A 20,902-nucleotide genomic window follows, 5' to 3' on the forward strand; every position below is an offset into this window, starting at 1 on the left:
TATCAGATGAAATTAATCTGTATGTTTGCAATTGTGAGAACCGCTTAATCAATCTATGAAAGTTGCACTTATTACAGGCGTTACAGGTCAAGATGGGGCCTATTTAGCAGAGTTTTTGTTAAAAAAAGGATATTTTGTACACGGTATCAAAAGACGCTCGTCTTTGTTCAATACAGACAGAATAGATCATTTATACCAAGATCAGCACGACAATAATGTACATTTTAAATTGCATTATGGCGATTTAACAGATTCTACAAATCTTATCCGAATTATTCAAGAAACGCAGCCGGATGAAATTTATAATTTGGCGGCGATGAGTCATGTTCAAGTAAGTTTTGAAATGCCAGAATATACAGCTAACGCAGATGGTATTGGAACTTTACGTTTATTGGAAGCTGTAAGGATATTAGGCCTGGCTCAGAAAACAAAAATTTATCAAGCTTCTACATCAGAATTATATGGCTTAGTTCAGGCTGTACCTCAAAGTGAAACTACACCATTTTATCCACGTTCTCCATATGCAGTAGCTAAAATTTATGGCTACTGGATTACAGTAAACTATCGTGAAGCTTATGGTATGTTCGCTTGCAATGGCATTCTATTTAATCATGAAAGCCCATTAAGAGGAGAAACTTTTGTAACACGTAAAATTACAAGGGCAGCTTGTAAAATTGCCTTGGGGTTACAAAATTGTTTATACTTAGGCAATCTTTCCGCTCAACGTGATTGGGGGCATGCTAAAGATTATATCGAAGCGATGTGGTTAATTTTGCAACAAGAAAAGGCAGAAGATTTTGTAATTGCTACGGGGGTTACGACTACGGTTCGTGATTTTGTGCGCATGAGTTTTGCGGAGTTGGGTATTGAAATTGAGTTTAGCGGAAAGGATGTAAATGAACAAGGTGTAATCATTGATATCGATCAATTAAAAGTTGAAAGTTTAGGTTTAAATGGAGACAATTTAAAATTGGGCATGACTGTTGTTAAGGTAGATCCAAAATACTTTAGGCCGACTGAAGTTGATTTATTATTAGGAGATCCGACTAAATCAAAAACTCAGTTAGGATGGAAACCTAAATATGATTTGCCAGCATTGGTAAAAGATATGATGCAGGCTGATTTGCACTTGATGAAAAAGGATGAATATTTAAAACAAGGGGAGTTTAAAACTCTAAATTATTTTGAGTAGATTAATCTTACAGACACTTATGAAAAAAAACATACTTCAATTATTCGCGATTTTGCTGATTATCTTAAGCTTTAACAGCACTGTTTTAGCACAAAATAATTATACAAATATCAAAGTAGATGAGCTTTCTGATACGCGAATTTTAGAGATCATGAAACAAGCTGAGTCAATTGGTTTTACAAGTGAAGCTCAATTGGAACAAATGGCTTTAGCTCGTGGAATGAAAGCTGAAGAGGTAAGAAAATTTAAACTTCGTGTAGAGAAACTTCGCAATCAAAATAATACTGATCAAACTTCCTCAACTAATAGAACCTATAATGATGCGAATCTCAATGTAGATACTGCTGGAAAAGATAAGAAAGAGGAAAGCTTTGCCACTAAGATTTTTGGTTCAGATTTATTTCGCAATGGGAATATTACTTTTGAACCAAATTTGCGTATTGCTACACCAAAAGGATATATTATTGGACCGGATGATAAACTAATAATTGATTTAACTGGAGATAATGAAAAAACATATACTTTACAGGTGAGTCCAGAAGGTGTTATTAATTTAGAATTTGTAGGAAGAATTGCTGTTGGTGGATTAAGTATTGAACAAGCTACTTCGAAAATTCGTTCGCTAATGTCTTCGACATATCCAGCACTACGTTCTGGCCGTACAAGTGTAGCGGTTAATTTAGGAAATATTAGAAGTATAAAAGTAACCATTACCGGTCAAGTTGTTAAAGCTGGGACTTATACGATATCTTCATTATCTACTGTTTATAATGCTTTAGGTGCTTCTGGCGGCCCATCTAAAAATGGGTCGTACCGTAATATTCAAGTCATAAGAAATAATAAAGTTGTTTCTACCATAGATGTATATGATTTCCTACTTGGCGGAATTCAAAAAGATAACATTCGTTTACAAGATCAGGATGTAATTTACATCCCAGTATTTGAAAAAAGAGTTGAAATACAGGGAGAGGTTGTTCAACCTGCTTTATTTGAAGTTAAAAATGGAGAAAGCTTGCAAGATCTGATAAATTTTGCAAGTGGTTTCACGACAAAAGCCTATACGGCCCAAATTAAAAGTTTTCAGAATACAGATAAAGAACGTCGCATTAGTGATATTTCCTCAACAGCGTTTGCTACATATATTCCAAAAAATGGAGATACTTATTTAGTAGAACCTATTTTAGATCGTTTTGAGAATCGAGTGGAAATTGCAGGAGCAGTTTTTAGACCTGGACAATATGAGTTAGAAAAAGGGTTAACTTTAAAAGCATTAATTGCTAAAGCGGCAGGTTTAACTGAAGATGCTTTTTTAAATCGCGGATATATTAATCGTTTAAATGCTGATAATACTCCTAGCTTACTTTCATTTGATGTAGCTAAGCTTATGGCAGGGACGAATTCTGATATTCCTTTACAGCGTGAAGATAAGGTGACAATTTCGTCAATTTTTGATTTGCGTGATGAATATAAGATTACCATTCAAGGAGAAGTAAGAGCGCCAGGTATATTCAATTACGCAGATAGCATGAGTTTAGAATCGGTTATTCAAATGGCTGGAGGTTTTAAAGAAGGTGCTACAGCTAAGCGAATTGAGATTTCTAGAAGAATAAAAAATAGTGATGTTAGCTCAGTATCTGCTCGTACTGCTCAGGTTATTACTGTAAATGTAGATCAAAATTTGAAAATTTTGGAGAATAATGTCATTTTAAAACCTTTTGATGTAATCTCTGTACGTAGTTCTTCTGGTTATCAAGTGCAAAAGCAAGTAATAATAGAAGGCGAAGTATTATACCCAGGTCCTTATACGATTATAAAAAAGAATGAACGAATATCTGACTTAATTAAAAGGGCAGGAGGATTAACACCTTCAGCTTACACAGAAGGAGCTTCATTGAAAAGACCAGGTGCTGAAAAAGTTAATCCAGCGGATAAAAATGCAATTAATAATAAAGAGGAAGAAGAGAAAAAACTGTTAAGTTTAAAAAGAATACAAGAGACAGGCGTTAAAGATACACTTGCAGCAGAAGTAGAACAAAAACTTATTCAATCTGATTTGGTAGGGATTAATTTGACAGCAATTCTAGATAAGCCTCTTTCTAAACAAGATCTTATAATAGAAGATGGCGATATAATTCGTATCCCACGTCAATTACAAGTTGTTAAAGTTACAGGAGAAGTGCTTAGTCCTAATAGTATTGTTTATTTGACTGGTAAAAGTTTTAGAGACTACGTAAACGGTGCAGGAGGCTTTACAGATAAAGCACTTAAAAATAAAGCTTATGTTAAATATGCTAATGGAACTGCAGCTGGCGCTAAAAAATTCTTGTTCTTTAATAATTATCCTAGAATTAAACCTGGGGCAGAGATTTTTGTTCCAAAAAGAGCAGAAAAAGAGCGATTAAATGCACAAGCATGGATTGGAATTGGAACTGCAATTGCCTCTTTGGGTGCTATTTTGGTAAGTTTACTGAAATAAACTGTGATAGAAATTTATACAGCGAAATATTCCTCAAAAGATAGTATCCATTATATTTATAAACTAACTTGTTAAGTAAATGACAGCTGATAATCAGAGTAAAACTTCAGATGAAATAACTTTAAAGGAACTTCTACTTAAGTTAGGGAGAGGGTTTCGTTTTATTCTATCTAAGGGGTTTATTATTTTATTTTTTGGCATTGTAGGAGGCGTTTTTGGTTATTATTATGCCGCTAAAAAAAAACCAATTTATACCGCCACAACTAATTTTGTATTAGAAGATGGGTCATCTCAAGGAGGACTAGGGAATATTGGAAGTTTAGCATCCATTGCAGGGATTAATTTAGGAAGTGGTGGTGGTGATCTTTTTCATGGGGACAATATTATTAAACTTTACAAATCAAGAAAGATGGTTGAAGAAACCTTGTTAAGTGAGGTAGATTTTAATGGTAAGAAAAAATTATTGATTGATGCTTATATTGAATTTAACGATCTAAAATCAATTTGGAAAGATAACCCAAACTTAAAGGATATTAATTTTAAAGAAGCCGCAGCTCATAAAAATCGTGTTAGAGATAGTATCATCACTAGTATTGTAATTGATATTAATAAAAATTATCTCTTTGTTGATAAGCCAGATCCTGAATTAAGTATCATTAAAGTTGATGTAAAATCGCAAAATGAATTCTTTGCAAAAGAGTTCAACGATCAAATTGTAAAAAATGTAAATGATTTTTATGTGCGGACCAAAACAAAGAAATCAATCGATAACGTAAATATTTTACAGCATAAAACAGATTCTGTTAGGCTGGTAATGAATGGAGCTATATTTACAGCTGCAAAAGTTACTGATGCAACACCTAATTTAAACCCTACAAGACTTTCACAACGGGTGGCACCAGTACAAAGAGCACAGTTTTCTGCCGAAACAAATAAGGTCATTCTAGCTGAATTCTTAAAGAATTTAGAATTGTCGAAAATTACGCTCCTTAAAGAAACACCCCTAATCCAGGTAATTGATGAGCCAATATTTCCGTTACAAGTAGAAAGATTTGGTAAACTAAAAGGTGCATTGCTAGGGGGAATACTATTTGGATTTTTAACAATTTTAACTTTAACACTAAAAAGGATATTTAAAGATATTTTAAATTAATTAATGGAACTTACAGGTAAGAATATTTTAGTAACAGGAGCTGATGGATTTATTGGCTCTCATTTGGTAGAAGAACTATTAGCTATTGATTGCAATATAAGAGCATTTTGTTATTATAATTCATTTAACAGTTGGGGATGGTTAGATACTTTACCAAAGGATAAACTCGCAAAAATTGAAGTTTTTACAGGTGATATTAGGGATACAAATGGTGTTAGAACTGCAATGGAGGGAATTGATGTAGTTTTTCATTTAGCTGCACTGATAGCCATACCATTTTCTTACCATTCTCCAGAATCATATATTGATACCAATGTAAAAGGTACACTAAATATTGTTCAAGCTGCTAAAGATTTAGGTATTGAAAGAGTGTTGGTAACTTCTACTTCAGAGGTTTACGGTACGGCACAGTATATTCCTATAGACGAGAAACATCCACGCCAACCTCAATCTCCATATTCTGCATCGAAAATTGGAGCTGATAGTATCGCAGATTCTTTTTATAGAAGTTTCGATTTGCCATTAACTATTGTAAGGCCATTTAATACTTATGGACCTAGACAATCAGCTAGAGCAGTAATACCAACCATAATAACACAATTGTTAAATGGTATGGAAGAAATTAAACTGGGCGATTTAACTCCAACCAGAGATATTGTTTATGTTAAAGATACTGCTAACGGATTTATTGAAATTGCTAAATCAAACGCTTTAATTGGACATGATTGTAATATTGCTACCCAAACCGAGATTTCCGTTGCAGATTTAGCTCAAGAGTTGATTAATCAAATTAACCCTAATGCAAAAATCATTTCTGATAGCCAACGCTTAAGGCCAGAAAAATCGGAAGTTTTTAGACTTTATGGATCAAAAGAAAAATTACAAAAAAATACATCTTGGGAACCGAAATATGACTTAAAAAATGGATTAGCAGAAACTATCGAATGGTTTAAAAATCCAGATAATCTAAGTCGTTATAAAGCTGATATATATAATATTTAATAAAAGAGATCAATTTTGAACTCATGTGTAAAGATGAAATGATTAATCCTTTTAAAATTGTATGTATTATACCTGCAAGGGGGAAATCAAAGAGATTACCAAGAAAAAATGTAATTGATTTTTTAGGCAAACCATTACTTGCTCATTCTATCTTAGCTGCGAAACAATCTATCTATATTGATGATATTTTTGTAACTACTGATGATAATGATATAGCAGAAGTCGCAATTTTATATGGAGCAAAAGTTATAAAAAGACCAGAGGAATTATCATCAGACTTTGCAACAACAGCTGCTGCGATTAGACATGCATTAAACAATGAGCAGGTTAGTTACTTAAATCCAACTGCTGTTTTAACATTACAGCCAACAAATCCATTGCGGCCAGAAAATTTAATTGACCAATGTGTAGAGGCTTTCTTAAACAGTGAAAGTGATATAGATTCTTTAATTTCAGTATCAATTAATCGGCATAAAATTGGGAAAATTAAGGAAAATGTTTTTGAACCTTTAACCTATAAATTAGGTGAAAGATCTCAAGACATGATTCCAAGCTATTATGAGAATGGATTAATTTATATCACCAAAACAGCTGTTATTTTAAATAAGAACGATTTGTTTGGTAAAAAAATTAGGCCTATTATAGTTGATAGCCCATTTTCAGATATTGACATAGATACAAAAGATGATCTGGATTGGGCCGAGTTTATTGGTAAAAAGTATAACAGTAAATTATGAAAAATAATGATATAGAATTCGAGATTGGCGGAAGAAAAATTGGATATAACCACAATCCGTTAATTATAGCAGAGATAGGTATTAATCATGGAGGTTCTTTGGCATTGGCGAAAGAAATTGTTGATGCCGCTCATAGTGGTGGTGCTGAAGTTATTAAACATCAAACTCATATTGTTGAAGATGAGATGACAAGCGAAGCGAAGAATGTAATACCAGGACATACCAAAACATCCATATATGAAATTATGGAAAGGTGTGCATTGAATGAAGAAGATGAGATTGAGCTAAAGAAGTATGTTGAAAGTAAAGGTATGATCTTTATGAGTAGTCCATTTTCTCGTGCAGCTGCAGATAGACTTAGAAGAATGGATGTTCAGGCATATAAAGTAGGTTCTGGAGAGTGTAATAATTATCCCTTATTGGAGCATATTGCAAGCTTTGGAAAACCTATCATTTTAAGTACAGGAATGAATAGTATTGAAAGTGTTAAGAAAGCAGTTGCAATATTTAAAAAACACAATATTCCTTATGCGTTGTTACATTGTACGAATATCTACCCAACACCTCCAAATTTGGTCCGTCTTGGAGCAATGAGTCAATTACAAGAAGAGTTTCCTGATGCCGTAATTGGGCTATCTGATCATACTACAGATAATTTAGCATGTTTAGGTGCGGTAGCGTTAGGTGCATCAATTTTGGAAAGACATTTTACCGATAGTATGTCTAGGATTGGCCCAGATATAGTTTGCTCTATGGACCCAAAGGCGTTGACCGAACTTATAAATGGAGCAAATATCCTGAAATTAGAACGAGGAGGAGAAAAGGGTGCGCTTAAAGAAGAGCAAGCTACTATTGATTTTGCTTATGCATCGGTTGTTACCATTGATAATATTAAAAAAGGCGATACGTTTACCAAAGATAATTTATGGGTTAAAAGGCCAGGAACTGGACAGATTTTAGCTGAAGAATTTAATACTATTCTTGGTAAAACAGCCGCTAAAGATATAGCTAATGATACCCAGTTAAAATGGGAATACGTGCTGTAACTGATAATTAATTAAGATAAGCACAAAAAAATCGATAAAAATGAATCTCATTCCTATTTCTGCTACTATAAAAGATGCTTTAAAAACCTTAAATCAACTGGAGAGCGGATTTACATTATTTGTGAAAGATAGTGATGATAAAATAGTAGGGACACTAACTGATGGTGATATTAGAAGAGGATTAATAAATGGTCATGAATTAACAGCTCTCGTGGAGTTGATTATGAACAAAAAGTTCGAATTTCTGACACTTCAAACTATTAATTCTAACAAGATATATCAATTAAGGAATAAGAAAATTTTTCAGGTTCCATTACTTAATGATGAATTTAAAATTATAAAGATTTTAGACCTTGAAAATATAAAGGGATATATATCTGTTGATGTACTGATTATGGCTGGAGGTGAAGGAACACGACTTCGCCCATTAACATTAGAGGTTCCAAAACCACTCTTAAAAGTTGGTGAAAAACCTATTATTGAGCATAACATAGACAGGTTAATGGGGTATGGGGTTAATAACTTTTGTATCTCTACTAAATACTTGGCAGAAAAAATAGAAACTTATTTTGGAAACGGAGAAGCTAAAAAAATAAACATTTGCTATGTATTAGAAGATACACCTATGGGAACCATTGGGGCATTGAAACTCATGAATAATGTGACTAATGATGATGTATTGGTTATGAATTCTGATTTATTGACAAATATCGACTTTGAAGATTTTTATAATTTCTTTAAAAGTAGCAATGCAGATATGGCAGTAGCAACCACTGCGTACAATGTGAACGTTCCATATGCAGTTCTAGAATTAGGGACAGACAATTCAATAACTTCCCTAAAGGAAAAACCAACCTACACCTATTATTCTAATGCGGGAATCTATCTCATAAAAAAAGAAATGATAGACCTTATACCAGAATCTACGTTTTTTAATGCAACAGACCTAATGGAATTGATTATTGGAAAAAATTTAAAACTCGTAAATTACCCCATTCTTGGTTATTGGTTAGATATTGGAAATCATACAGATTTTGCTAAGGCACAAGAGGATATTAAACATATCCAATTATATTAAATTAAGATAAATATGAAAAAAGTTTTTGTAGTAGTAGAAAGAAGAGCAGATTATAGCAGATATAAACCTATCCTTGAAAAGATGGTCAAAGATCCTTTCTTTGAAATATATTTAGTAGTAACTGGAATTTGCTTATTGGAAGAGCACGGTAGTGATATCAACTATATAGAAGAGGATGGATTTGTAATCTCTGCAAGAGTTCCGATGTTTAATGAGAAAAGACCAGATACAGGTGCTGAAATGGTAAGGTCTATGGCAAGAGTACTTACTGGACTTACAGACGAGTTGGAAAAATCTAAACCAGATTTAGTGCTATCAGGATTTGACATTGGTGGAAATTTTGCCGTAACTATTGCCGCAGCGCACATGAATATTCCTGTGTTACATATTCAAGGTGGAGAAGTTACAGGAAGTATAGATGAAAGTATTCGTCATGCTATGAGCAAATTCTCGCATATTCATTTGCCTGCTACAGAGGATGCTAAGGATAGATTAATAAGAATGGGAGAAGACCCTGCTAATATTTTTGTAGTTGGTTGCCCATCAATTGATGTACTAGTAAGTACTCCTGTTATTCCTAAAGAAGAATTAGAAAAAGAATTTGATCTTGATTTTTCAAAACCATTTGTTATCATGATTCAGCATCCTGTAACTACAGAGGCTGCAACATCTTTAGATCAAATTAAAGAAACAATCAATGCTATTAAAGAATTAGGTATACAATGCATCGTTTTATTACCTAATAATGATGCTGGTTTCTCTAATATAATTAATGAAATTAAAAATTCTGGGCTTAAATGGTACCCTAGTTTGCCAACAAACAAGTTTATAAATTTATATAGAAATGCTTGGGCACTTGTAGGAAATTCAAGTTCGGGCATCCATGAAACACCTACTTATAAAATTCCTGCTGTTAATATTGGGAATAGACAAATGGGTAGAGAGAGAGCAGAAAATGTAATTGATGTTCCAAACAATAAAGAAGCGATTAAAAAAGGGATAGAAAGGGCTATTTATGATGAGGAATTTAGATCTTTTGTGAAAACAATTGTAAATCCATACGGGGAAGGTAATTCGGCTGATCAAATCATTGAGGTCATGAAAAATGTTTCTTTAGATGGCATAATTCAAAAACGTTTTTATGAATAAAAATGTTATAATCTTAGCTGGTGGTGGATTTTTAGGGAAAACATTAATTAATTCCTTGAAATTAAATGGGTATAATCAAATTGGATGTATAGACCTTATAAACCCGAATATTGTGGGAGTTGAGTTTTATGCACTAGATTTACTTAAATCCAGTACCGAAGATTTAATAACCATTATTAAAAATTACGATATTGTAATAAATTGTTTGGGTCAAATTACTAATCCAATTAACATTTGTTTTAGATTAAATACTGAGGGTATAAATCGAATCACAGATGCTGTTGTACAGACAAATAAATTTTTATTCCATTTTTCAACAGTTACTGTTTACGGGTCTGCTAAAAGCGCCAATGAAGAAACAGACCTAAATCCTGAAACACCATATTCTTGTTCGAAGGCATTTGCAGAATATTTAATCGAAAGTAAATTGGATAATAATAAATATTGCATAGTAAGGTTATCTAATTTGTATGGTGATGAGCAACCAAAAGGAGTATTTAGCTACTTGAAAAGGTCATACAATTCGGATAGGATACTTGAGTTTAATAACAATGGAGAAATGGTACGCTATTATTTGCATGTAAAAGATTGTGCATCTATTGCTGTTGAATTGTTATCGCAGTCTATTAGTGGAAAATATAACCTTATTGGCCCTGATAAGTTTACACTAAAAGAATTGATCAGTGCTGCAGAGCAAGTACTACATATTAAATTTAAAGGATTTTTTGATGATGTAGTTGCTCCAGACAATACGTTATATATAACTGATGAAAAGTTGAAAAAGCAAATTGGTGTTAAGTATAATTACTCAATACAAGAAAGTTTTAAAGTAATATTTAAATAAGACGATACAAAAAATTAAACATAATTCATGAGTAAGAAAAGGCTAATCGCTAGGATAGATGTAAAAAATGAATTTGTAATTAAGGGCATTCATTTAGAAGGTTTGAGAAAAGTGGGCGATCCATTTGAACTTGCCAGAAAATATTACCATGATGGAATTGATGAAATTATATTTATGGATGCCGTAGCAAGTTTATATGGAAGAAATAATTTATTTCATATTATTGAACAAGCTTGTAAGGAGGTTTTTGTTCCCATTACAATTGGAGGTGGGATAAGGTCTATCAATGATATTGAAATGGCATTAAAATCTGGTGCAGATAAAATCTCTCTAAATACTCAAGCCATAAAAACTCCAAATATCATTACGGAATCATCGAGAATTTACGGTTCTCAATGTATTGTTGGATCTATTGAAGCAAAAAGAAAAGGGGATTCTTGGGAAGCATATGTGGATAATGGTAGAGAAGAGACAGGAATAGATGCGATAGAATGGGCATGTAGACTTGAACAACTTGGTGCTGGCGAATTAATGGTTACTTCTATAGATCAGGAAGGTACTAAAAGAGGGTTTGAAATTCCTTTAATTGAGAAGATAGCTGCAAAGGTCTCTATACCAGTAATAGCAAGTGGAGGCGCTGGAAACCCTAGTCACATTGCTAATCTTTGTAAACAGACAAAAGTCAGTGCTGTAGCAATAGCTGCCGTACTGCATTATAATTTATTTACTGTAGGAGATGTTAAAAAAGCAATGAATGCAGATGGTATTAAGGTAAGGACATGAAGAAGATAGTTGTAATAGATTACGGTATTGGCAATGTAAAAAGCATGGTAAATGCTTTGGAAAATTTAGGTGTAGAAGCAGTTTTAACAGGTGATGAACAAGAAATCATGGCTGCAGATGCCGTTATTCTTCCTGGTGTTGGTGCATTTAAGCATGGGATGGATAATCTTATCGAAAGAAATCTTGTGCCTGTTATTCATAATTATGTTGCTACTGGCAAACCTTTTTTAGGAGTATGTTTGGGCATGCAAATGTTGATGGAAGAAAGTGAAGAATTCGGAAGGTCAAAGGGCTTGGGCTTAATTGAAGGGAGTGTAAAAATTATTCCTTTATTATCTGATACTACAGAGAAATTACCTCATGTAAGTTGGAATGAATTAATTGAGCCTACAAAAGGTCGATGGAATGATACCATTTTGAGCACTACTAAGGATGGAACGGATATGTACTTTGTTCATAGTTTTGCTGCAATTCCAAATCATCAAACCGATGTTTTAGCAAGCTGCAACTATGGTAACCTAAATTTTTGTGCAGCAGTACATAAAAAAAATATATATGGAACCCAGTTTCACCCAGAAAAAAGTGGGATATTTGGACTTAGAATATTAGAGGAATTCATTAAACTTATAAATTAAAATATATGTCATCAGATCAAACTTATTACGGATTGCCTGCAGAAGTAAAATTTTGCAAACGTTGCGTGATATCGAATCAACGACCAAGTTCTACCGTTGAATTTAAAAGTAGTATTAAAGATAAGAAGGAAACGATAGATTTTGATGAACACGGAATATGCTCGGCTTGTAGATACCATGATGAGAAAGAAGTAAACATTGATTGGAAGCAACGTGAAGATACGTTGATGAAATTATGTGATAAATTTAGGAAGGATGATGGTACTTATGACATGATTATTCCAGGAAGTGGAGGAAAGGACAGTGCATTTACATCACATATCATGAAATATAAATATGGAATGAATCCACTGACAGTAACTTGGGCTCCGCATTTATATACGGATATTGGTTGGAAAAATTTTAACAACTGGATGCATGAGGGTGGATTAGATAATATTTTATACACACCTAATGGTAAATTACATAGACTATTAACAAAATTTGCATTTCATAACCTATTACACCCATTTCAACCTTTTATCATCGGTCAGCGCATTATTGGCCCCGCAATGGCAGCACGTTATGGTGTAAAATTGGTTATGTATGGTGAAAATCAAGCAGAATATGGTAACAAGGTTGATGCTAATAATATTCCAACCATGAATACTGAGTTTTTTTCTGTGGATGATCCATTAGAAATGAGCTTAGGTGGTGTGAAAATGAAGGATATTATGAAGGATTATGGGTATAAAAAAGCAGACTTTGCACCATATATTCCAGTAAGCCCTGAAGAATTACATGCCAAAGGTGTAGAAGTACATTATTTAGGCTATTATTTGAAATGGGACCCTCAAGAGTGTTATTATTATGCAGTAGAAAATACTGGCTTTGCATCAAACACTGAACGTACTGAAGGAAGTTACTCTAAATACAGTAGCATTGACGATAAAATTGATCCATTTCATTACTTTACTACATTGGCCAAATTTGGAATAGGTAGAGCAACGTATGATGCTGCCCAAGAAATACGCAATGGTAAAATTACCAGAGAAGAAGGACAATTTTTAGTTAAGAAATTTGATCAAGAGTTTCCTCATAAATTTTTCACTGAGTTTTTAGAATATATTGATACTTCAGAAGAGGAATTCAATCGTACTGTTGATAAATTCCGATCACCACACCTATGGGGAAAAAATGAGCAAGGAGAATGGAAATTAAGACATAATGTAAATGGTGATGGATTGGATGATGTTAAGTAAGGAGTAGTGAATTTACTCAAATCTTTTTCTACTTATACATTAGCCTCTTTTATTGAAAGAGGCATTGCTTTTTTTTTGCTGCCAGTATTTACATTTTATTTAACGCCAAAAGATTATGGGACACTGTCATTACTTCAGTCTATATTTGGCTTTTTAGCTCCTTTGATATCTTTGGGAAGTTTAGGTGCTATATCTGTAGCTTATTATAATGAAGGGAGGGAGAATTATCCTAGCTACTTCACGTCTTGTTTGGTAATGCCTGGAGCCATAACTTTAGTACTTACAGTTTTGCTACTAATAGGGCAAAATTTTATCGGGAATTATTTTGAAATCCCTTCTATTTGGATTATAGTAATACCGATGTTTTGTTTTCTTTCAGTATTTAATTCGATGTTACTAATAGATTATCAAATTAAGAACGAACCATTTAACTATGCAAAATTTAGTCTAAGTAATTCTACAATTGGTGTTTTGCTTTCCCTCTTTTTTGTAATTATACTAGGTTTTAATTATTCTGGCAGATTATTTGGTCAGTATAGTGGCTTAATAGTTTTTGCATTAATTGCTTTTTTCATTCTTCATAATAGAAAAGTTTTGGTGAAAACAGTAAAACTCGATTATATAAAAGATTCCTTAAAATTTGGACTTCCCTTAGTTCCGCACACTTTAGGTTGTATGGTTATTGAAATATCTGATCGTTTATTTATAGATAAAATTCTAGGTAAAGAAATTCTAGGGATTTATAATACGGGTTATATTATCGGAAGTACGGTGGCTATGCTTTGTGCGGCATTTGCCAATGCAATCATCCCCTTTAGCTATAATTTGTTTAAAATAGATACATTAGAGGCAAAGAAAAAGTTAGTTAAAGTTTATTGGATTTTTGTTTTAATTTTGGCGACAGTGCTCTTCTTTCTTTGGTTATTAGCACCATATATATTTAAGTATTTTATAGATTCAAAATTTAATAATGGACAGATATATGTTTTTTGGGTAGGTCTAGGATACTTTTTTCAAGGACTATATCTACTTTTTGCTAATATAATCTTCTACTTCAAAAAAACTAAAATATTATTTTATTGGTCGTTTGTTAATGTTGCAGTAAACCTTACACTTAATTATATTTTCATCCATAAGCTGGGTGCAATAGGTGCTGCTTATGCAACATGCATTAGTTACTTTCTATTTTTCATTGCCATGGCAATTATAACTAATAGATATTACTCGTTGCCGTGGTTTAGTTTTTTAAAAAAATGAGGAAAGCTTATGATTCGAATCATTAAAAGAATATTTTCAAAAATCTTCTTTGTTTTAAAAAACAATCATCAAAACTACTTATATAATAGTTTTAGAGATATATATAACATTCCGTCTTCTTTTAGGTTTAATGGTGATGGTATTAGAATATATGGGCAGGGTAAACTTTTGATCGGAGAGAATTCTTATATTGGACAGTATTCTATTTTACAAATTGCAGATGGCGAGAAAATCTCTATCGGAAAAAACTGTAGCATTGGACCATTTTTAAAAATATGGACACAATCCTCCATAGTAGATTATGACTATAATTTAGTTTCCAGTATTCCACAAAAACTTGGAAGTGTTATTATAAAAGATGCCGTTTGGATTGGAGCAAATGTAATTATTTCGCCAGGTGTAACTATTGGAGAAAATAGCATTATCGGAGCTAATTCTGTTGTAACAAAAGATGTTCCTGATTTTGCAATCGTAGGAGGCATTCCAGCAAAAATTATAAGATATAAGACAATCTCTTAATTATAGTTTGTTATGGATATAGTAGAATTCACAAAAAAAATACATGAGTTAGAAGTTAAACATAATTTTTTTGGTTTTAAAGATAAAAATGACCTAGCTTATTGGGATGTAGTGCGGCATGATGTTTTTTATACAATATACTTTGAGCTTGCAGAAATAAATGGAGTTGGAAAGGCATTACATATTAATGGCGTATCAAAGCTAATATCAATTTACAACAATATATGGCATGCCTTAAAACTAAATTTCAAGTTAAAAAAGTATTCGAACTTATGTTTTGTAGCCTCTAGGTATAAAAATGAAAAAAATGAGAATATTGATTATGCAATAAAAGATATTATTGACATAATTAAAGAAGATCAAACTTTAATCCTAGAAACCAATATTAGATTTAATCAACCCTATTATTACAAGTCTGTATTTAATGTGGGGTTAACTATGGCTAGCTATTTAGAAAGATTGATAAAGAAAACTAAGGTTGATAATACTTATAGGGTTTCTGAAATATTAGAAAATCATTTTGGTTTAAAACTTGATTTAAACCCATTCATAAAATCTTTAATAATAAAATACAATATTGAATATAGGTACTATAAAAATCTACTTGGGCAAGTTAAACCTGAAAAGATTTTTGTTGTTCAAAATGGGATACAAAAGGCCTTATTTAAAGTGGCTCATGATGTAAATATACCACTGTTTGAAGTTCAACATGGATTGGTAAGTTTTATCCATCCTGCGTATGATTATCCAAAATCCTTAAATCTAAGTCATCTAGGTTCATTCCCTAAATATTTTTTAAGCTTTTCAAATTTTTGGAAAAATAATATTAATTATCCCGTTCAAGAGAAAATTGTTATTGGGAATAATTTTTTTGCAAAAAAATTATCGAAACAAATTAAGCAGTTTGAACTAACCATTATAACGGCTGATATATACTCAAAAGATATAAATGCATCATTACATGTGTTATTAGAAAATGGTTATGAAGGTAACATCGCCTTAAAACTACATCCTAATCAATATGTTGAAAAAGAAATAATTAAAGATGAGTTTGCTAAGTATAAAAATGTAAAGGTTTTATATAATGAAATTACTATTAAAGAACTTTTACAAATCTCTAAAGCTATATTAGCTGTACAATCAACATGCGTATATGAAGCCTTGGATATGAACATTAAGGTGCTTTTATATAAAATTAAAGATTATAAAACACATGAAGATATCTTCGATAATGCAAATGTTTATCAGATTTCGAATTTTAATGAAATAAAACAGTATTTAAAAAGAAACTATATATTTGAACAAGATGCGTGTTTTTTTGAGCCATTTAATCAAAGTGTATTTTTAAGTCTTTTCAAATAATAATCGGATGAGAAGGATCAAAAGAGCATTCCAGTTATTTAACACTGTTTTTATATATAAATTAATATTTAAAAAAATCGGGACTAAATCTATCGTATTATCCCCTTTAAAAATAGATTGTGGCAAAAATATTTCAATTGGAAACTACTCGTTAATAGGATATAAAACTTGGCTTGCTGCTAATCCAGTAACTGGGTTTAATGATTGTAAACTAGAGATTCATGATGGTTGCTTTATTGGCAATTTTAACCATATATATGCAACAAGAAGTATTATTATCGAAAAAAATGTGTTAACTGCTGATAAGGTTTATATTTCCGATAACTTACATGATTATAGAAATCCTAATTTGCCAATTATTAAGCAACCCGTTATCCAAAACAATATTGTAATAATTGGAGAGGGTAGCTGGATTGGAGAAAATGCTTGTATAATGGGTGTAACAATTGGAAAAAATTGTGTAATAGGTGCCAATTCTGTAGTTACTAAAAATATTCCATCATATTGTATAGTAGTTGGAGCTCCAGCAAAAATTATAAAGAAATATAATTTTGAATCCGCTACATGGGAAAAAACAGATGCAAAGGGAGATTTCTTAAGTTGAGCGTAAAGCAATGAAAAATAATATCACGCTAAATGGGAAAAAAATTCTTTTTCTTGGGCAAGAATTTTATGATTATCATGAGAAAATAATACGTCAGTTAAAGGAATTTGAAGCTGAGGTTTTTTTCTATGAAAATAAGATCTTTAATCACGATAAAGCTATCTCTACTAGTTTGGCAGCTATATTTAGAAGATATACCAATCCACACACAAAAGAAAAATATGTTGAAAAGATATTAAATGAAACTAAGGATATAAAATTTGACTATTTATTTTGTTTAGGTGGATTTTCTGTAACGGAGAAGTTGATTAACGAAATTAGAGCAAGTAATCAAAAAATCAAATGCATATTATATTTATGGGATTCATTTAAAGTTTGGAACTACACTAACTTATTGCCTTTATTTGATACTAAGTTTTCTTTTGATGCTGTAGATTGTGCTATTCATCATGATTTGCAATATTTACCCTTATTTTATACTGATGAATATGAAGAACCTACTAAAATAGAACAAGATATTGATCTATTATATATAGGATCTGTTGGTGCACAAACTATTGATAGGTGCCTAATTCTTAGTCAAATACAAAAAAATGCTCTTCAAAAAAAAATAAATATATTTTTTTGGGTGTACTATCCGCATACAAAAGGATTGATTAAAAAATTATTGAATAGGCTTAGAAGATTTATTTCATCGCCAAATCACTACTTAAATATTATTGAGAATTATATAAAACATGAAGATTCTTTTATTAAGCATAATACTTTAAGCAGAGCTGAAATAGTTCAATTAATGAAAAGATCTAAATGTGTTGTTGATATTCCTGTTCAAAATCAAGCAGGTCTTACTATCAGAACAATTGAAACCTTAGCAACGGGCAAAAAAATAATGACTACAAATCAATATATTTTGCAGGAAAAATTTTTCAATAAACATATGATTAACGTATTAGATAGAAATTTTAATTTAGATGACAATTTTATTAATGGGCAGCATGAAGTTTTAAAATTAAGTCATCTATGGATTGGCAATTGGATTAAAACTATATTTGATACCAACTAACAGTAACTAATATGAAAATAAAAGAACTATTTTTAGTTATTGTTCTCTATAAAACTAAGCTTGAGGAGTCAAGGGCGATAAGATCTTTAGGTGAAGCAATTAATAAAAAAGTAAATCTATTAGTTTTTGATAATAGCCCTTATAAACAATATGAAGATGAATTTTTTGTTAGAGATAGGTTCAATATTCAATATCATCATGATGTTAATAACTCAGGCTTAAGTAAAGCCTATAATTTGGCACTTCAATATGCCTCAACAGCAAATGCTAAATGGTTATTATTATTAGATCAGGATACCATTTTTACAAAAGCCTATTTTGAGGAAATCGAAGCATTAAACGATGATCAAATTGAAGATGATGTTGTGGCAATTATTCCTAAAGTTGTTGCAAATGGAAAAAATGACATTATTTCTCCAGCTACTATTTCTCTAGGTGGAGTTTCAAAACCAATTCATTTAGAAAGTGGGGTTTGTAAATTGAAAATAAGTGGAATTAATTCAGGAACCTTACTGAAGGTGTCTTTTATGAACTCAATAAATGGATTTAATGAAAAATATTCTTTGGATATGTTAGATCATTGGTATTTCAATGAAATTTTTATAAAACATAAACATATTTATTTAATGGAAAGCATCATTTATCAGGACTTGTCAGTTTTTGGGAGTTTTGAAGAAAATGTATCAATAGCAAGATATAAACAAATGATTAATGCAGAACATCAATTAAACAAAGATATGGGCTTGTTAAATTTGCTGGCATTTAAAGCTCGATTATGTTTTAGATTATGGAAACAATTTAGTTATAATGAAAAACAATATGCTAAACTTACAGTAAAGTATATTTTTGGAGTGTTTAATCCTTAATATTAACAAAATGATTAAAAGGCGGAATTATACACTTCTATTTTTTTTAAAATTGCTGCTAGTACCCATCCTATATGAACTTGTTATTGGTGGCGGCGGTCATTATCTTGAACTAGGGCCTATAACTTTTAGGATGTTATCTTTTCTTGTGGTAATGTCTATTTCAACTGTTATTGTTTTTTATAATAAAAAGATAAGGTTAGATGTAGTATTGTTAATTTTTACATTAACATTAGTTCTTTTTTTAGGGGCAATTGTTGGCTTAACAAACAATGCCAAACTTGGCTCTGTACTTGAAGATATTAAGCCACTTACTTTTTTTTACATGCTTTTATTTTTTTCACTTGCCATTAGAGATGTTAAAGATGTTCAAAATGTAATTAAAATTATTAAACGAGGATCTGTTTTAATGGCCGTTATATACATAGGGGTACTTATATTATTACTGCTTGGAAAAATTAATTATATTCAATTTTACAATCAGCAAAATGCGATAGGTGAAATTATGTTTAGAAGTAACCTATTGTTTTTTTATAAAGGATTTATTTACCTGTGTATAGGGTTTTTCTTTTTTTTGCTTATAGAAGGTAAGTATAACAAGATAGCCATGATACTCTTGTTTCTAAGTATTGCGTTAACCCTTACAAGGGGTTTTATTTTATTTACTATACTGATTACTTTGTATTATGTATTTTTTATCAATAAGAAAAAATACATTAAATATTTAGTTTTTACAGGGATGGTTGCAGTTATTTCGGTGCTCCCACTAGTTATGTCATCATTTGGAGATAGAAAAAATTCCGATTCTGTTAGATATATTCAAGTCGAGCAAGTAATCTCAAAGATAGACCCAATTAGTTTTTTTATAGGGCATGGTTTCGGTATTGGTATCCCTATTAGACCAGGTGGTATGGAAATTTCCTTTTTAGAAATATTTCATAAGCAAGGCCTAATTGGTGTTGGTTTTTGGATAAGTATGTTTTTTTATATATTTTTTATGTATTATAATATAAAGGATAAAGCATATAAAAAATTAGCATTGCCTTTTTTGTTAAGTGTTGTCTTTGTAATTTTACAATCAACTACAAATCCTTACATGAACAATCCCATAGGTCTATCCATAATATTAATTACTATAGTGGTCTTTTCTAGACTTCTGGAAATACAAAAAAAGAACAGAGATGATTTCAGTGTGCCTAGCAACCTTTAATGGCGAAAAGTATATTCAAGAGCAGCTTGATTCAATTTTAAACCAGCTTGGATTAGGTGATGAAATTATTGTTTCTGACGATGGCTCATCTGATCAGACTTTAGAAATAATTAGTGCTTACGAAGACCCAAGAATACATGTTTTTAAGAATCATGAAAGAAAAGGAATAGTTGGTAATTTTGAAAATGCAATGAAAAATTGTAAAGGAGATTATATTTTCCTCTCCGATCAAGATGATGTATGGTTGCCTCAGAAAGTAGAAATTAGTTTAGAAGCTTTAATTGAAAATGATTTGGTTGTAACTAATTGTAGTGTTGTAGATGAGAATTTAGCAATTATTTTTCCTTCATATTTCGAAATTGCAAATTCAAGAAAAGGGTTTTTAAAAAATTTTTATCGTAGTTCTTATCTTGGCTGTTGCCTAGCATTTAATAGAAAGCTACTGAATATAGTGCTTCCAATACCAGCATCTTTAAATTTATTTCATGATTGGTGGATTGGATTTTTAGCTGATACTAGTTTTAAGACAATATTTATTGAAACATCATGTTTACTTTACAGAAGGCACAACTTGAATGTATCAACAACTACTGAAAAATCTAACCAAAAAATAAATAAAAGAATTTTTGATAGATTTCAGTTATTATATTTGGGGCTTTATCGATTGCTGAAAAGAAATTAATTT

20 protein-coding genes are annotated in these 20,902 nt (G+C 31.4%); all 20 read left to right on the forward strand.

Annotated features, from left to right (window positions below):
* Positions 1-55: 55 nt before the first annotated feature.
* The 20 genes from gmd (at position 56) to ACHMWN_RS06665 (ending at position 20,899) form a co-directional block, all read left to right on the forward strand.
* A complete protein-coding gene (gene gmd / locus ACHMWN_RS06570; RefSeq protein ID WP_397298763.1) occupies positions 56-1,192 on the forward strand; it encodes a GDP-mannose 4,6-dehydratase in 1,137 nt (378 codons plus the stop codon).
* 19 nt (positions 1,193-1,211) lie between these two features.
* Positions 1,212-3,668 (forward strand): SLBB domain-containing protein, encoded by a 2,457-nt coding sequence (locus ACHMWN_RS06575; RefSeq protein WP_397298766.1) that lies wholly within the window; start codon positions 1,212-1,214, stop codon positions 3,666-3,668.
* 79 nt (positions 3,669-3,747) lie between these two features.
* Positions 3,748-4,821, forward strand: a complete 1,074-nt coding sequence (locus ACHMWN_RS06580; RefSeq protein WP_397298769.1) for a lipopolysaccharide biosynthesis protein — start codon at positions 3,748-3,750, stop codon at positions 4,819-4,821.
* A gap of 3 nt (positions 4,822-4,824) precedes the next feature.
* The gene (locus ACHMWN_RS06585; protein ID WP_397298771.1) at positions 4,825-5,823 is read left to right on the forward strand and encodes an NAD-dependent 4,6-dehydratase LegB; all 999 of its coding nucleotides are present in this window, start codon (positions 4,825-4,827) and stop codon (positions 5,821-5,823) included.
* A gap of 23 nt (positions 5,824-5,846) precedes the next feature.
* Positions 5,847-6,560, forward strand: coding sequence for a cytidylyltransferase domain-containing protein (locus tag ACHMWN_RS06590; protein ID WP_397298773.1), 714 nt, complete (start codon positions 5,847-5,849; stop codon positions 6,558-6,560).
* Positions 6,557-7,606: an N-acetylneuraminate synthase family protein gene (locus ACHMWN_RS06595; protein ID WP_397298776.1), complete on the forward strand. Its 1,050-nt coding sequence runs from the start codon at positions 6,557-6,559 to the stop codon at positions 7,604-7,606. The genes ACHMWN_RS06590 and ACHMWN_RS06595 overlap by 4 nt, the downstream gene beginning before the upstream one ends.
* Positions 7,607-7,646: 40 nt before the next feature.
* Positions 7,647-8,684, forward strand: coding sequence for a nucleotidyltransferase family protein (locus ACHMWN_RS06600; RefSeq protein ID WP_397298778.1), 1,038 nt, complete (start codon positions 7,647-7,649; stop codon positions 8,682-8,684).
* Positions 8,685-8,696: 12 nt separating this feature from the next.
* Positions 8,697-9,833, forward strand: a complete 1,137-nt coding sequence (neuC, locus tag ACHMWN_RS06605) for a UDP-N-acetylglucosamine 2-epimerase (protein ID WP_397298780.1) — start codon at positions 8,697-8,699, stop codon at positions 9,831-9,833.
* On the forward strand, positions 9,826-10,677 hold the full coding sequence (locus ACHMWN_RS06610) for an NAD-dependent epimerase/dehydratase family protein (RefSeq protein ID WP_397298783.1): 852 nt from the start codon (positions 9,826-9,828) through the stop codon (positions 10,675-10,677). The genes neuC and ACHMWN_RS06610 overlap by 8 nt, the downstream gene beginning before the upstream one ends.
* A 27-nt stretch (positions 10,678-10,704) precedes the next feature.
* Entirely contained in the window at positions 10,705-11,460 is a 756-nt protein-coding gene (gene hisF / locus ACHMWN_RS06615) for an imidazole glycerol phosphate synthase subunit HisF (protein WP_397298785.1), read from the forward strand.
* Complete coding sequence (hisH, locus tag ACHMWN_RS06620) at positions 11,457-12,095, forward strand: imidazole glycerol phosphate synthase subunit HisH (RefSeq protein WP_397298788.1); 639 nt, start codon at positions 11,457-11,459, stop codon at positions 12,093-12,095. The genes hisF and hisH overlap by 4 nt, the downstream gene beginning before the upstream one ends.
* Before the next feature lie 5 nt (positions 12,096-12,100).
* Entirely contained in the window at positions 12,101-13,336 is a 1,236-nt protein-coding gene (locus ACHMWN_RS06625; RefSeq protein WP_397298791.1) for an N-acetyl sugar amidotransferase, read from the forward strand.
* A gap of 6 nt (positions 13,337-13,342) precedes the next feature.
* On the forward strand, positions 13,343-14,593 hold the full coding sequence (locus ACHMWN_RS06630) for an oligosaccharide flippase family protein (RefSeq protein ID WP_397298794.1): 1,251 nt from the start codon (positions 13,343-13,345) through the stop codon (positions 14,591-14,593).
* Positions 14,594-14,602: 9 nt separating this feature from the next.
* Complete coding sequence (locus ACHMWN_RS06635; protein WP_397298797.1) at positions 14,603-15,112, forward strand: acyltransferase; 510 nt, start codon at positions 14,603-14,605, stop codon at positions 15,110-15,112.
* Between the two features lie 12 nt (positions 15,113-15,124).
* Positions 15,125-16,474 (forward strand): hypothetical protein, encoded by a 1,350-nt coding sequence (locus ACHMWN_RS06640; protein ID WP_397298800.1) that lies wholly within the window; start codon positions 15,125-15,127, stop codon positions 16,472-16,474.
* Between the two features lie 7 nt (positions 16,475-16,481).
* Positions 16,482-17,078 (forward strand): acyltransferase, encoded by a 597-nt coding sequence (locus ACHMWN_RS06645; protein WP_397298803.1) that lies wholly within the window; start codon positions 16,482-16,484, stop codon positions 17,076-17,078.
* Between the two features lie 10 nt (positions 17,079-17,088).
* Entirely contained in the window at positions 17,089-18,141 is a 1,053-nt protein-coding gene (locus ACHMWN_RS06650; RefSeq protein WP_397298806.1) for a hypothetical protein, read from the forward strand.
* Between the two features lie 11 nt (positions 18,142-18,152).
* On the forward strand, positions 18,153-19,007 hold the full coding sequence (locus ACHMWN_RS06655) for a glycosyltransferase (RefSeq protein ID WP_397298808.1): 855 nt from the start codon (positions 18,153-18,155) through the stop codon (positions 19,005-19,007).
* Between the two features lie 52 nt (positions 19,008-19,059).
* Complete coding sequence (locus ACHMWN_RS06660) at positions 19,060-20,217, forward strand: hypothetical protein (protein WP_397298810.1); 1,158 nt, start codon at positions 19,060-19,062, stop codon at positions 20,215-20,217.
* Complete coding sequence (locus tag ACHMWN_RS06665) at positions 20,189-20,899, forward strand: glycosyltransferase family 2 protein (RefSeq protein WP_397298811.1); 711 nt, start codon at positions 20,189-20,191, stop codon at positions 20,897-20,899. Before ACHMWN_RS06660 ends, ACHMWN_RS06665 begins: the two co-directional genes overlap by 29 nt.
* Positions 20,900-20,902 lie beyond the last annotated feature (3 nt).

Origin of the sequence: Pedobacter sp. UC225_61 (assembly GCF_044452285.1) — a bacterium.
In the GTDB taxonomy this organism is placed as follows: domain Bacteria; phylum Bacteroidota; class Bacteroidia; order Sphingobacteriales; family Sphingobacteriaceae; genus Pedobacter.